Genomic DNA, 14,111 nt, shown 5'->3' with positions numbered 1-14,111 from the left:
CGTTTCAGGCCAGCGCCTGGTCCAGGTCGGCGATCAAGTCGTCCAGGTCCTCGACCCCCACCGACAGGCGGATCAGGTTCTCTGTCACCCCCCCCTCCTCGCGGACCTCCTTGGGCACAGAGGCATGAGTCATGATGGCCGGGTGGTTGACCAGGCTTTCGACCCCGCCCAGCGACTCCGCCAGGGTGAAGACCTGAACCCGCTCGAGCACCTGTTTGGTCCGCGCCAGATCGCCGTCGATGATCACCGTGACCATGCCCCCGTAGCGTCCGTTCATCTGGTGCGTCGCCAGATCGTGCTGCGGATGGCTGATCAGACCCGGATAGATGACCCTGGCCACGCCACCGCCCGGCCGGCCGATGCGATCTTCCAGCCAGCGGGCGATCGCCAGGGCGTTCTCGTTATGCGCCTTCATGCGCAGGCCCAGGGTCTTCAGCCCCCGGTTGGCCAGGAAGGCGTCGAATGGCCCCATGACTCCGCCGATGGAGTTCTGGAGAAACTTGAGTTCCTTCGCGACCTCTTCAGACCCCGCCACCAGAACCCCGCCGATAATGTCGGAGTGACCATTCAGGTATTTGGTCGCCGAATGCATGACCACATCGGCGCCCAGGCTCAGCGGCCTCTGGCTCCACGGCGTGGCGAAGGTGTTGTCCACGACCAGCAACAGGCCGTGCTTCTTCGCGATGACCGACAGCCCCGCGATGTCCGCCAGCTTCATCAGCGGATTGGTGGGCGTCTCGGCCCAGATCATCTTCGTCTTCGGCGTGATCGCCGCCTCGACCTTGGTCAGATCGGCCATGTCGACATAGGCGAAGTCCAGCCCCATCGAGCGCCGCCGCACCCGCTCGAATAAACGCCACGACCCGCCGTACAGGTCGTCGCCGGTGACGATGTGCGAACCCGCGTCCAGCAGCTCCAGCGCCGTCGAGGTCGCCGCCATGCCGGAGCCGAAGCCGAAGGCCTGGACCCCGCCCTCCAGGTCGTTGATGCAGGCCTCGAAGGCCTCGCGCGTCGGGTTCTTACCCCGCGCATACTCATAGCCCTTGTTCACCCCCGGGCTTTCCTGGGCGTAGGTCGAGGTGGCGTAGATCGGCGTCATCACCGCGCCGGTGGTCGGATCCGGCCGCTGACCGGCATGGATGGCGCGAGTTGAAAAACCCTGACTGTTCTTGAGTTCGGCCATGGTCCTACCGGTTCAGGCTGAGGTGGTTGATCAGATCGACGCGCGCGATCAGGCCGACGAACTTTTCGCCGTCCAGCACAATCGCAACCCGGTCGCGGTCGAACAGGGGGATCAGGGCGTCCAGAGGCTCACTGACCTGCACCGTGTCCAGATCGCGCGTCATGGCCGAGGACACCGGCTTGGCGAACCGCTCCTTGCGCGTGATCTCGTCGGTGTTCATCACGTGAACCAGATCGCTCTCGTCCAGAATGCCAACCAGGCGCCCGTCCTGAATGATCGGCAGTTGCGACACGTCCGCCCCGCGCATCCGCTTGAAGGCGGTGTCCAGAGTGTCGGTCGGCCCGGCCGTGACCACGTCGCCCTTCTCGTATTTGCGCGAGATCAGGTCCGACAGGTCGCCATGCAGCTCCCGCTCGCCCAGCCCCTGATCAGCCAGCCAGGCGTCGTTGTAGACCTTGGACAGATATTTCGCGCCCGTATCGCAGACGAAGGTCACGCAGCGCTTCGGCTCGGTCTGTTCCCGACACCAGCGCAGGGCCGCCGCGATCAGCGTCCCTGACGACGATCCCGCCAGGATGCCTTCTTTCAGCAGCAGCTCGCGCACCGTCGCCACAGCCTCGGCGTCCGGGATTGAATAGGCCTTGTCGATCAGGTTCATGTCCGCCGTGTCCGGCACGAAGTTCTGGCCGATACCTTCGACAGTGTAGCTGCCTTCCGGGCTCGGCACGCCGTCGTTGACGATGCCCGCCAGCACCGACCCGACCGGATCGGCCAGAATGATCTCGGCCGCCGACCCCTGGCTCTTCAGGTACTGGGCCACCCCTGTGATCGTGCCGCCGGAGCCGATGCCGGCGACATAGGCGTCGATGTCGTGGCCCATCTGTTCCCAGATCTCCGGCCCCGTCGTCCTGACGTGCGCCTCGGAGTTGGCCGCGTTGGCGAACTGGTTGACGAAGAACCCACCCGGAATCTGCTGCGCCAGCCGTTCCGCCATGTCGGTGTAGTATTCCGGGTGGCCGTGATCGACGTCCGACCGCGTCAGGCGCACATCGGCCCCCATGGCCCTCAGATGCTGGATTTTTTCCTTGGACATCTTGTCAGGGATGACCAGCAACACCTTGTAACCCCTGGCCTGACCCACGAGAGTGAGCGCCAGGCCCGTGTTTCCGGCCGTCGCCTCGACGATGGTGCCGCCGGGCTTCAACCACCCTTCCGCCTCCGCCGCTGCGATCATCGACAGCGCGATGCGGTCCTTGATCGACCCGCCGGGGTTCTGCGCCTCAAGCTTCAGGAACAGCCGGCAGGGCCCGGTGTCGATCCGCGTGACCTCCACCATCGGCGTCTTGCCGATCAGGTCCAGCAGCGAGCCGGTCGGCGCGCTCAGGGTCGGGTTTTCGGACAGCGGCAGGGAAGACATTCAGAATAACTCCGGGACGGACGGGCGCGGCGGAAGCTGATCGCCCGACTTCATCCGGTCAAGCGGCGCAAGATTTCGCCCTTTTACGCGAAGCGCCCTACATAGGAACTCAATGACCAAAACACCCAGAAAACCCGCCGCCGGATTGCCGGACGAGGCCACCCTGCTCACCTTCCTGCGCGACGCCGGCAGTGCGGAAAAGGGCGATATCGCCCGCCACTTCGGCCTGAAGGGCGAGGATCGCCGCCGCCTGCGCGAAATGATCCGAGGCCTCGAATCGGACGGCAAGCTCGGCAAACGTGGCAAGAAGGGCTTCTCCGAAGCTGGCGCCCTGCCCCCCGTCGGCGTCGCCGACGTGGTTGAAAAAGACATCGACGGCGAACTCTATGTCCGCATGGTCGAGGCCTCGGCAGACGCGCCCAAGGCCCTCCTCATTCCCGACAAGGGCAAGCCCGGCCCGGCCCCCGGCCTCGGCGACCGTGTCCTGGCGAAGTTCGAGCATGGCCCGAACGGCTGGGAAGCCCGGCTGATCAAGAAGCTCGACACCAACAACAACCGCGTCCTCGGCGTCATCCGCAAGTCGAACAAGGAGACCCGCGTCGAGCCCGTCGACCGCCGCTCGAAGGACGTCCTGATCATTCCGCAGATCCTCGCCGGCGATCTGCGCGACGGCGACCTCGTGGTCGCCGCCATCGAGAAGTCCGACCAGCGCTATGGCCACAAGCGCGGCAAGATCCTGGAGACCGTCGGCCGCGAGGACGACCCCCGCGCCGCCTCCCTGATCGCGATTCACACTCACGGCGTGCCCATGGGCTTCTCGGAAGCCGTGGAACAGGAGGCCGAAAACCAGGACCTGCCGACGCTGAAGGGCCGCGACGACCTGCGCGACATCCCCTTCGTCACCATCGACCCCGCTGATGCCCGCGACCATGACGACGCCGTCTTCGCCCAGCGCGACGACGAGCCGAAGAACGAAAGCGGCTGGGTCGTCTGGGTCGCCATCGCCGACGTCGCCGCCTACGTCCGCCCCAACACCAGCCTGGACCGCGAGGCCCGTACCAAGGGCAACTCGACCTATTTCCCCGACCGCGTCGAGCCCATGCTGCCCGAGCGGCTGTCGAACGGCCTGTGCAGCCTCAAGGAAGGCGAGAACCGCGCCACCCTCGCCGTGCGCATGGTCTTCGACAAGGACGGCCGCAAACTGGGCCACAAATTCCACCGCGGCCTGATGCGCAGCCACGCCAAGCTCAGCTACGAACAGGCCCAGGCCGCCATAGACGGCCTCGAGAACGGCGGCGGAACCGACGACACGACCGGTCCGATCATGGACACCATCCTGTATCCGCTCTGGAACGCCTACCACACCATGCTGAAGGGCCGGCTGAAGCGCGCGCCCCTGCAGATCGACTCGGCCGAACGCCGCATCCGCATGGCGCCCGACGGCGGCATCGCCTCGATCGAGAAGCGGGTCTCGCTGGAGGCCCACCGCCTGATCGAGGAGATGATGGTCCAGGCCAACGTCTGCGCGGCCGAGACCCTGGAGGCCAAGAAGACCCCCCTCATCTTCCGCGTCCACGACACGCCCAGCCAGGAGAAGGTCTTCAACCTCGCCGACTTCCTCTCGACCATCGGCAAGCCGTGGAACAAGGGCGAGGCCCCGACGACCAAGCGGTTCAACAAGCTGCTCGACGAAACCCGCGACGGCCCCCACGCCGAAGTGGTCAACGAGGTCGTCCTGCGCTCCCAGATGCAGGCCATCTATTCGCCCGACAACGTCGGCCACTTCGGACTCAACCTTGACCGTTATGCACACTTCACCTCACCGATCAGGCGCTACTCCGACCTGATCGTGCACCGGGGCCTGATCCGCGCGCTGAACCTCGGCAGCGACGGCCTGACGGATCGCGAGATCGCCGAACTGCCCGCAATCGCCGATCAGGTCACCCTGACCGAGCGCCGCTCAATGGCCGCCGAGCGCGACGCCATGGATCGCTACATCGCCGCCTTCCTGGAGGACCGCGTCGGCGCGACCTTCACCGGGCGCATTACCGGCGTGACCCGCTTCGGCCTGTTCGTCCGCCTGGACGAAACCGGCGCCGACGGCCTCGTGCCCGTCTCGTCACTGGGCAACGAATACTTCACCCACGACGACCGCGCCCATGCCCTGGTCGGAGAACGCAGCGGCCAGCGCTACACCCTCGGCCGCACCGTCGAGGTCAAGCTGAAGGAGGCCACCCCCATTACCGGCGGACTCCTTTTCGAGATGCTCAGCGACGCCGAACCCCGCGATCCCAACGCCCCCGCCCCTCGCCTCGGCATGCGCGGACGCGGTCCCGGCACGGGCGGCAACAGCCCACCCAAGCGCGGCGTCGGCCGTCCCGGCGGCCCCAAGCCTCCGCGCGGCGGCACGCCGAAAGGCGTCCGCAAGGGCAAGCGGCGCTAGCCGACGATCCCTAGCCCCATCGTCAGGGCGAACCCCAGCCAGGCCATGGCGGCGAGACCGATCACCGGCACGCTCCGGCGGATCGGTCTCGCCGTCGCGGTGCAGTTCGCCCTGCGGGGAATGAGCAGCAACGGCAAGGACGCCGCCCCGATCTCCAGCATCGTATTGATAAGATTCTCGCCGACCCCGCCGCGATAAATCAGAGCGGCCGCCACCGTCGCGACCGTCGCGGCGGCCCAGGCCGTCCGCGCCGCCTTGCGGGGCTCGACGAGTGTTCCCGCCAGCATCCGCGACGCGAACACGACAGTCGCCAGATAGATCGCCGCCCCGACAGCCGCGCCGCCGACCCGAACCGCGACAGTCGCCTCGCCGGCCAGCCCGGTCCAGACGGAATACAGGTCGCCATGCCGGGTCAGCACGGCCTGCACCAGATAGGCCCCCTCCCAGAACCCGGCCATGGCCGCGACCAGCACCAGATAGAGCGTTAGCCCCGGTCGGGTCTCCCGCGTCACCGTGGCCGCGAGCGCCGCAACGGCCGCCACGGCCAGACTGGTAAACGGCCCGCTCAGATCGATCAGAAACGAAGGAACGTCGCACCGGAACAGCGACGTGGTCAGCAAGGTCACCCGCCCGCCGACCGCCAGACACACGCTCCCGTGCCCGACCGCTTCGTGCGCCACCGTCACCGTGATCGCCGCCAGAACCGCCAGCGCGGCCACGGTCAGCGTGTCGTTGCTTCCTCCAGGCAGCTGCCGCTTATAAGTCTGTGCCATCATCGCCTCTCCGCCAGCCGCTGTGCCAGTACCGTCTGCGCGCACGGGGCCTCGCCGCCCAGCCACACCCTGAGCAAGGCCAGCTGCGACGCCGCCGAGGCTGCTGCGGCCATGGCCGAAGGGATGTCTCCGTCCTGCCCGTCTCCCAGTCTTGCCTCGATCATCCCCGCCAGTTTGCGCTGCAGCTTCGCGGCCAGCGGCGGCTCGAACATGACCCGCGCCAAGGCCCGGCGTTCCCACAGGTGGTCCAGCACGAACCGCAACCGGGGCAGGCTCGCCTGACCGGCCGCCGCCTCGGCAAGGGGCGCGAAGATCGGGTCGATGGCCCAGACCATCACGTCGTCCTTGTTGCGGAAATGCTCATAGAAGGTCGAGCGCCCGACACCCGCCTCCTCGATCAGGTCCGACGTCCGGATGGCGCCGTAGCGACGCGAGAAGACCAGCCGCGTGAAGGCGTCGAACACCGCCCGGCGGGTCCGCTGGCTACGCCGGTCAAGGTCCTCGGCCGCAAGGGTCATGCCCGACCCTAGCGGATCGCCCGCCCGGGTTCAGCCCGTAACCGCCCCTCGTTCCGGACTTTTGCCCGGGTTCGTCCGTTAACGGACTCTGTCCGGCTTCGTCCGTCGCCTGGCTCGTGCGCTCCCGGCACAGAGATCCTCTGAAACGGGGAACTCACATGACCGCCAACCAGACCCGCGCTGACGGCGCCATCATCGCCGCAGCGACCGGACTCGCCCTCGTCCTGATGTTGCACCATCCGACCTCGCTCTCGACTACACACGACGACGGACAGTTCCTCAGCGACTGGAGCAATGGCTTTGTTCACGCCGCCATGATCGGCTGCCTCCTGGCCCTCGCGATCGGGCTCGATGGCGTGAAGCGACAACTCGACGAAACCCGCATCCTGACCCGCACCGGCACGCTTCTCCTCGGCGCGGGCTTGCTGGCCCTGGCCGGGGCGGCGTTGGTCAACGGGTTCGCGACCGGACGACTGCTGGCGTCGACCTCAGATCCCGCCGTCCGCGAGGCCGGCGGACACACCCTGTGGGCGCTCAATCAAAGCCTCGACGCCCTCGGCACGGTCCTGGTCGCTCTAGGCGCCGCGACATGGTCTCCCGGGCTCTGGCACCGGTCCTTTGCAGGTCGCGTGGCGGCGGCGCTGGGCGTCGTGATTCTCGGCCTCGCCCTCTGGCACACGACGACGGACGGCGGCTTCGGCCTGCAGGTGGCGGTCGCCGCCATGGCCGCATTCGCCCTCTGGTCGCTGGCCGTCGCCGCGACGATGATCCTCGCCCGCCCCGACGGAGAGGCCGAATGATGGAACAGCATCACGCGGCGGCCATCGTGCCCGCCCACGACATCGACGCCAGCGAAGCCTTCTACCGTCGGCTGGGGTTCGAGGTGGTCAGCGACCACGGCGGCTACCGCCGGCTCGCCGAAAACAGCGGCTGCCGCATCCACCTGAGGTCCACACCCGGCTGGCCCGGCCGTTCGGAGGACAATCCGATGGGCCCCTACCTCTATGTCGAGGACGTGGACGCCGTCGCCGACCGGGTCCGGGACCTGATCCTGGAACCGCAGGGGCCGCACGCCCGCCTCTGGGGAACCTATGAGTTCTCTCTCAGCGACCCCGGCGGAACGCTCGTCCGAATCGGCCGCGTCCTCGGCTGACCCGACGGCGGTCACGCTTTCCTTGCCGGCGCCCCCGTGGCATCGGTTTTCGATGCCGTCGCCCCTCCAGCCCTTCGATGCCGCCCAGGACCTCCGCGACGCCCCCCGAGCGGCTGGTCCGCGCCAGCGCCCCAAGGACGCCGCCACCCTGATCCTGGTCCGGAGCGGCAAGAGGCCCCAGGTGCTCATGGGCCGCCGCGCGCCGGGCCATGTCTTCATGGCGTCCAAATGGGTCTTCCCCGGCGGCCGCATCGACCGCGCCGACTTCACCGCGGCTGCGGGCGCTGAACCCTCCGGCCCCACCCGCGCCCGTCTCGAAGCCGAACTGGCGCCGCATCGCGCCCGCGCCCTGTGCCTGACCGCCGTGCGCGAGACCTTCGAGGAGACCGGCCTGATCCTCGGCCGGTCCGCTCCGTCCGCCTCCGTCGCCGGACCTTGGCGCGAGTTTCGCCAGGCCGGCGCCCTGCCCGACCTCGCGGCCCTGTCCTACATCGCCCGCGCCATCACCCCGCCCGGCCGCACCCGCCGCTTCGACGCCCGCTTCTTCATGGCCGACGCCTCGACGCTGCTGGCCCCCGAACCGACCACCGGATCCGGTGAACTGGACGAGATCGCCTGGCTCCCGCTGGACGAGGCCCGCGCCCTGGACCTGCCCTCCATCACCCGCTTTGTCCTGGCCGAGGTCGCCGAACGGATTGTCATCGCGGACGGTGCGCAGCGACGATCCGGGACGGACCGGCCCCTCCCGTTTGTCCGCATGGTGCGCGGAGCCCATCTGGTCAGTCATGACTGAGACCCTGACCCTGCGCCTGACCATCGCCGATCCGGTCCCCGGGCTGCACTACTGGCGTCAGGATGCGAAGAACGCGCCGCATGACATCCGCCTGTCGACCGATGCGCCCCTGACCTTCGACATGCCTGTGGATCTCCGGCCGGACGGCAAACTCGGCGGAACCTTCGTGCGCCGCGAGGGGCCGACGCGCCGGTTCGTCTACATCGCCGTCGGCGGTTCGATGGAGGGCCTGCCCCCCGGCCTTGTCCAGGTCAGCCGCCGCGCCAAGATTGACGTCCACGACATTCCATCGGGCCTGTTGAAGCCTGGCGCCATCATCGCAGCCACACTCCCCGGCCGGGGCAAGGACGGCACGCCAGCCTGCGCCACCGTTCGTCCGCTCTCGCCCTGGACCATCATCTCGCGAGCTTGTCATCCCGGAAGGCGCGGCGCGCCTGTCCGGGACGCCCTGTTCCGGCCACGGTCGCCCGTCAGCGTGGCTGGACCCACGGGGAGGATGTGTGTCGAACGCCGGCCTGAGTATCGCGCCCTGGCGCTCGCCCGCCGACCGTCGCCGCGCCGCGGTGCTGGCGGCCTCGGTCGCGTTTCACGCGCTCGTCCTGACGCCGCTGGCCATCGGCCTGTTCGCGGGCGATCCGCCGGTCACAGAGGCCCCGAACATCCCGATCTTCGTCGAGATGGAGCCTCGCCCCCTCCTCGAGGGCGAAACGGTGCGCGAGCCGACGCCCGCCAGCGCCGCCGCCCGTGAAACGGTCCCGGTCCTCGGCGAGGCCGTGCCGTCCGTCGCCCGCGACCGCATGCGTGAGGACCAGGATGAGGACCGCCCCACCGCCGCCGTTCCGCGAATCGGCGCCAGCCCCCTCGTCGGACATCCCCCAGCCTCCGCCGACCCCTGGCAGGTGACGCCCGAGGGGATGGCGGCCGCCGTCGGCCGTTCGATGCGCACCGGGGCGGGCGGCTGCCGGACGATGGACGGCCGGCTGTCCGCCTCCGAACAGCAACTCTGCGACGACCGCTTCAACACGGCCGCCGGCCGCGCCGGCCCGCTCGGCCCGCGCACCCTGACGCCCTCGGAACAGCGCCGCGACGCCCAGTTCGCCCGCGACGGCGCGGCAGCCCTCGCCGCCCATGATTCCCTGCGCGGAGCCCGCTCCGGCGTCGGCATCGTCATGTCCAGCCCCGACTGCCCGGGCGGCAACCTGCGCAGCACCTGTGCCGGCGCCCACCTGCGGCCCGGCTTCGAGATGACGGACGAGCGCCTGCGAAACAACCGCAAGATGGAGTAGCCGACGGCCCCTTAAATGGCCCAGCCGTGGTCCGGGCAGAAGGAGTCGTGCGCTGCGGCGCCCACATCGATCATGAGGTTGGCGCTGGACGCCACGATCGAAACCATCAGGCTGACCGCCAGGATGGCTGCGACCGTCTTTCCCTCTCTGGACGACAGATAGGTGATGACAAAATCCAGCATCAGCATCTCCCCGCCACGCCGCAATCGTCTCCATTGCCCGCAAAGCCGTCAACTCTGGATGCGAAAAGGGCGGCTCCGTCTCCGGAGCCGCCCTCTTCAGTCTTCAGCTTGCGAGAGCGATCACTCGCTCTCGGCCAGCTCCAGTTGCAGTTCCGCAGGCAGGGGCTCGACGGCGGCTTCGCGCGTCGAGGTCAGCAGGGCGTCACGCTCGTTGGCGATCTTCTGCAGGCTGCGCAGATAGGCGCCCGTACCGGCCGGGATCAGTCGGCCGACGATGACGTTCTCCTTCAGGCCTTCCAGCATGTCCTTCTTGCCGTGGACCGAGGCGTCGGTGAGGACGCGGGTGGTCTCCTGGAAGGACGCCGCCGAGATGAAGCTGCGGGTCTGCAGCGATGCCTTGGTGATGCCGAGCAGGACGGGCTGGGTGGTGGCGATCCGGCCCCCACGCTTCTCGACCTTCTCGTTCTCGAGCACGGCCTCGGCCACCTCGACCGTGTCACCACGGATCAGGGTAGTTTCGCCCGAGTCGAGGATCTCGACCTTCTGCAGCATCTGGCGAACGATCACCTCGATGTGCTTGTCGTTGATCGGCACGCCCTGCAGTCGATAGACCTCCTGCACTTCGTTCACGAGATACTCGGCCAGCGCCTCGACGCCCTGAATACGCAGCAGATCGTGCGGATCGGGGTTGCCGTCGATGATGTAGTCGCCCTTCTGGATCAGATCGCCGTCATGGACGGAGATGTGCTTGCCCTTGGGGATCAGGAACTCGACCGGTTCACCTTGTTCGCCATCGGCGTTCAGTTCCGGCGTGATCTTGATGCGACGCTTGTTCTTGTAGTCGCGACCGAATTCGACGCGACCGTCCATCTCGGCGATGACCGCGCAGTCCTTGGGACGACGGGCTTCGAACAGCTCGGCCACCCGCGGCAGACCGCCGGTGATGTCGCGCGTCTTGGCGCCCTCGGTCGGGATACGGGCCAGGATCTCGCCGGGCTTGACCTCGTCGCCGTTGGCGACCGACAGGATGGCCCCCACCGGCAGCAGGTACCGGGCGTCGGAGCCCGAGGCCAGCTTGGCGAACTCATCGCCCTTGGTGATGCCCATGGCCGGACGCAGGTCCGAACCGCGCGGCGAGGCGCGCCAGTCGATGACGACGCGCTGGGCGATGCCCGTCGCTTCGTCGGTCTCTTCCTTGAAGGACAGACCTTCGACCAGATCCTCGAAGCGAACGGAGCCACCGACTTCGGTGATGATCGGGGTGGTGTAGGGGTCCCACTCCGCCAGACGCTGGTTCTTCTTGACCTCGGAGCCTTCCTTGACGCGCAGGCGGCCGCCGTAGGGGATCTTGTAGCTTTCACGGTCCTTGCCATCGACCATGACGGTGACGACAACGTTGCGGCTCATCGAGACCAGATCGCCGTGGGCGCCGGTGACGGTGGGGCCGACGACCTTGACGACGCCGGCGTTGGTCGCCTCGTAGAACGAGGTTTCCGCCACCTGGGCCGTGCCGCCGATGTGGAACGTCCGCATCGTCAGCTGGGTGCCCGGCTCGCCGATGGACTGCGCCGCAATGACGCCGACCGCTTCGCCGATGTTGACGTTGGTGCCGCGCGCCAGGTCACGGCCGTAGCACATGCCGCAGATGCCGGCTTCGGCCTCGCAGGTCAGGGCCGAACGGACCTTGATGGACTGGACACCCTCGCGGTCGATGACCTCGACGATGTCCTCCACCAGATAGGTGTCGGCGGGGAACAGGACGTTATCGGTGCCCGGCTCCTTGATGTCCTCGGCGTTGTAGCGGCCCAGGACCCGTTGACCCAGCGAGACCAGGACGTCGCCGCCCTCGACCACGGCGCGCAGGGTGATGCCCCGCGTTGAACCGCAGTCTTCCTCGGTGACGATCGAGTCCTGCGCCACGTCCACCAGACGACGGGTCAGATAACCCGAGTTGGCGGTCTTCAGCGCGGTGTCGGCCAGACCCTTGCGGGCGCCGTGGGTGGAGTTGAAGTATTCGAGGACGGTCAGGCCTTCCTTGAAGTTCGAGACGATCGGGGTCTCGATTATCTCGCCGGACGGCTTGGCCATCAGGCCGCGCATCCCGCCGAGCTGCTTCATCTGGGCCTGCGAACCGCGGGCGCCGGAGTTGGCCATCATATAGACCGAGTTGATCTCGGCGGTACGACCCGAGGCCAGGACGCGCGGTTGCGCGATCTCGCCCATCATCTCGTCGGCGACCCGGTCGGTGGCCTTGGCCCAGGCGTCAACGACCTTGTTGTACTTTTCGCCCTTGGTGATCAGGCCGTCGGCGTACTGTTGCTCGTACTCCTCGACCAGGGTGCGCGTGGCGGCGACGATCTCGACCTTCTTGGCCGGGATCACGATGTCGTCCTTGCCGAACGAAATGCCGGCCTTGGCGGCTTCCTTGAAGCCCAGACCCATCATCTGGTCGGCGAAGATCACCGTCGCCTTCTGACCGCAGTGGCGATAGACCACGTCGATCAGGTTGCCGATTTCCTTCTTGGTGAGGTTCTTCTCGAGCAGGCGGTAGCCGACGTTCGGGTTCTGCGGCAGCAGCGCGCCCAGCTTCATGCGGCCCGGCGTTGTGTCGATCACCTTGGTGATCTCGTTGCCTTCGGCGTCCTGTTCGCTCCAGCGCGCCTTGATGCGGGTGTGCAGGGTCACCACGGCGGCGTCCAGCGCCGCGTCGATCTCGCCGATGTTGGCGAACAGCTTGCCTTCGCCCGGCTCACCGTCCTTGACCAGCGACAGATAGTACAGACCCAGGACGATGTCCTGCGACGGCACGATGATCGGCTTGCCGTTGGCCGGCGACAGGATGTTGTTGGTCGACATCATCAGCACGCGCGCTTCCAACTGGGCCTCGAGGCTCAGCGGGACGTGCACGGCCATCTGGTCGCCGTCGAAGTCGGCGTTGAACGCGGCGCAGACCAGCGGGTGAAGCTGGATGGCCTTGCCCTCGATCAGCTTGGGCTCGAACGCCTGGATGCCCAGACGGTGAAGCGTCGGCGCGCGGTTCAGCATCACCGGGTGCTCGCGGATCACCTCTTCGAGGATGTCCCACACCTGGGGCTGTTCGCGCTCGACCATGCGCTTGGACTGTTTGACGGTGCCCGACAGGCCCTTGGCGTCCAGGCGCGCATAGATGAACGGCTTGAACAGCTCGAGCGCCATCTTCTTGGGCAGGCCGCACTCGTGTAGCTTCAGATCCGGGCCCACGACGATGACCGAACGGCCGGAGTAGTCGACGCGCTTGCCCAGAAGGTTCTGGCGGAAGCGGCCCTGCTTGCCCTTCAGCATGTCGGCCAGCGACTTCAGCGGACGCTTGTTGGCGCCCGTGATGACGCGACCACGACGGCCGTTGTCGAACAGGGCGTCGACCGATTCCTGCAGCATCCGCTTTTCGTTGCGGATGATGATGTCAGGCGCGCGCAGCTCGATCAGCCGCTTGAGGCGGTTGTTGCGGTTGATGACCCGGCGATACAGGTCGTTCAGGTCGGAGGTGGCGAAGCGGCCGCCGTCCAGCGGCACCAGCGGACGCAGTTCCGGCGGGATGACCGGCACGACCGTCAGGATCATCCACTCGGGCTTGTTGCCGGATTCGAGGAAGGCCTCGATCAGCTTCAGGCGCTTGGAGGCCTTCTTGGCCTTCACTTCCGACGGGCTGTCGGCCAGCTCGCCGCGGTGGCGCTCGGCCTCCGAATGCAGGTCGATGCCCATCAGCAGGTTGCGCACGGCCTCGGCGCCGATCTCGGCGGTGAAGCCGTCATCGCCGAACTCGTCCTGGTAGCGATAGAACTCGTCTTCCGTCAGAAGCTGGTTCTGCTTCAGCGGGGTCAGACCCGGCTCGGTGACGATGTAGTTCTCGAAGTAGAGCACGCGCTCCACGTCCTTCAGCGCCATGTCCAGCATCAGCGAGATGCGCGACGGCAGCGACTTCAGGAACCAGATGTGGGCGACCGGAGAGGCCAGTTCGATATGGCCCATCCGCTCGCGCCGGACGCGGGCCAGGGTGACCTCCACGCCGCACTTCTCGCAGATAATGCCCTTGTATTTCATGCGCTTGTACTTGCCGCACAGGCATTCATAGTCCTTGGTCGGACCAAAGATACGGGCGCAGAACAGGCCGTCACGCTCGGGCTTGAACGTGCGATAGTTTATCGTCTCGGGCTTCTTGATCTCGCCGAACGACCACGAGCGGATCTTTTCCGGCGAGGCCAGGGCGATCTTGATCTGGTCGAAGGTCGGGGTGACCGGGACCGCGTTGAAGATGTTCAGGACTTCCTGGTTCATCTTGTTTCCTTCTGCGGCGGGGGCCGCGTAAAATTCGAGAGATGGAGAG

Annotated in this window: 11 protein-coding genes and 1 pseudogene; 6 read left to right on the top strand and 6 right to left on the bottom strand. The window is 67.2% G+C overall.

Annotation, left to right across the window (positions count from 1 at the left end):
* Window positions 1–4 precede the first annotated feature (4 nt).
* Both ACP7AU_RS00140 and ACP7AU_RS00135 read right to left on the bottom strand, forming a co-directional pair.
* Window positions 5–1,183, bottom strand: coding sequence for a trans-sulfuration enzyme family protein (locus ACP7AU_RS00140; protein ID WP_426050152.1), 1,179 nt, complete (start codon window positions 1,181–1,183; stop codon window positions 5–7).
* A gap of 4 nt (window positions 1,184–1,187) precedes the next feature.
* Window positions 1,188–2,600 carry a pyridoxal-phosphate dependent enzyme gene (locus tag ACP7AU_RS00135; RefSeq protein WP_426034997.1) on the bottom strand — a complete coding sequence of 471 codons (1,413 nt, stop codon included), beginning with the start codon at window positions 2,598–2,600 and terminating at the stop codon, window positions 1,188–1,190.
* A 112-nt stretch (window positions 2,601–2,712) separates the two neighbouring features.
* Here ACP7AU_RS00135 and rnr point away from each other — a divergent pair, with 112 nt between their 5' ends.
* The gene (gene rnr / locus ACP7AU_RS00130; protein ID WP_426050151.1) at window positions 2,713–5,043 is read left to right on the top strand and encodes a ribonuclease R; all 2,331 of its coding nucleotides are present in this window, start codon (window positions 2,713–2,715) and stop codon (window positions 5,041–5,043) included.
* Here rnr and ACP7AU_RS00125 read toward each other — a convergent pair.
* Together ACP7AU_RS00125 and ACP7AU_RS00120 are read right to left on the bottom strand one after the other, a co-directional pair.
* The gene (locus ACP7AU_RS00125; protein ID WP_426050150.1) at window positions 5,040–5,816 is read right to left on the bottom strand and encodes a hypothetical protein; all 777 of its coding nucleotides are present in this window, start codon (window positions 5,814–5,816) and stop codon (window positions 5,040–5,042) included. The genes rnr and ACP7AU_RS00125 overlap by 4 nt on opposite strands.
* The gene (locus ACP7AU_RS00120) at window positions 5,816–6,334 is read right to left on the bottom strand and encodes a TetR/AcrR family transcriptional regulator (protein ID WP_426034991.1); all 519 of its coding nucleotides are present in this window, start codon (window positions 6,332–6,334) and stop codon (window positions 5,816–5,818) included. Before ACP7AU_RS00120 ends, ACP7AU_RS00125 begins: the two co-directional genes overlap by 1 nt.
* 158 nt (window positions 6,335–6,492) lie before the next feature.
* Between ACP7AU_RS00120 and ACP7AU_RS00115 the strand changes: the two genes are divergently transcribed.
* The 5 genes and pseudogenes from ACP7AU_RS00115 (at window position 6,493) to ACP7AU_RS00095 (ending at window position 9,566) form a co-directional block, all read left to right on the top strand.
* Window positions 6,493–7,134, top strand: coding sequence for a hypothetical protein (locus tag ACP7AU_RS00115; RefSeq protein ID WP_426050149.1), 642 nt, complete (start codon window positions 6,493–6,495; stop codon window positions 7,132–7,134).
* Window positions 7,131–7,487, top strand: a complete 357-nt coding sequence (locus tag ACP7AU_RS00110) for a VOC family protein (protein WP_426050148.1) — start codon at window positions 7,131–7,133, stop codon at window positions 7,485–7,487. The genes ACP7AU_RS00115 and ACP7AU_RS00110 overlap by 4 nt, the downstream gene beginning before the upstream one ends.
* Window positions 7,488–7,539: 52 nt before the next feature.
* The gene (locus ACP7AU_RS00105) at window positions 7,540–8,280 is read left to right on the top strand and encodes an NUDIX hydrolase (RefSeq protein WP_426050147.1); all 741 of its coding nucleotides are present in this window, start codon (window positions 7,540–7,542) and stop codon (window positions 8,278–8,280) included.
* Window positions 8,273–8,614 (top strand): annotated as a pseudogene (locus tag ACP7AU_RS00100) (DUF5990 family protein); the annotation flags it as partial. The gene ACP7AU_RS00105 and the pseudogene ACP7AU_RS00100, both read left to right, overlap by 8 nt.
* Before the next feature lie 166 nt (window positions 8,615–8,780).
* Window positions 8,781–9,566 carry a hypothetical protein gene (locus ACP7AU_RS00095; RefSeq protein ID WP_426050425.1) on the top strand — a complete coding sequence of 262 codons (786 nt, stop codon included), beginning with the start codon at window positions 8,781–8,783 and terminating at the stop codon, window positions 9,564–9,566.
* An 11-nt stretch (window positions 9,567–9,577) separates the two neighbouring features.
* Here ACP7AU_RS00095 and ACP7AU_RS00090 read toward each other — a convergent pair whose 3' ends face one another.
* Together ACP7AU_RS00090 and rpoC are read right to left on the bottom strand one after the other, a co-directional pair.
* Window positions 9,578–9,748: a hypothetical protein gene (locus ACP7AU_RS00090; RefSeq protein WP_426034979.1), complete on the bottom strand. Its 171-nt coding sequence runs from the start codon at window positions 9,746–9,748 to the stop codon at window positions 9,578–9,580.
* Between the two features lie 120 nt (window positions 9,749–9,868).
* Window positions 9,869–14,062, bottom strand: a complete 4,194-nt coding sequence (gene rpoC, locus ACP7AU_RS00085; RefSeq protein WP_426034977.1) for a DNA-directed RNA polymerase subunit beta' — start codon at window positions 14,060–14,062, stop codon at window positions 9,869–9,871.
* Window positions 14,063–14,111 lie beyond the last annotated feature (49 nt).

It is taken from the genome of Brevundimonas sp. SL161, assembly GCF_049896985.1.
Lineage (GTDB): Bacteria > Pseudomonadota > Alphaproteobacteria > Caulobacterales > Caulobacteraceae > Brevundimonas.
This window is presented reverse-complemented; position numbering and strand designations above follow the sequence as displayed.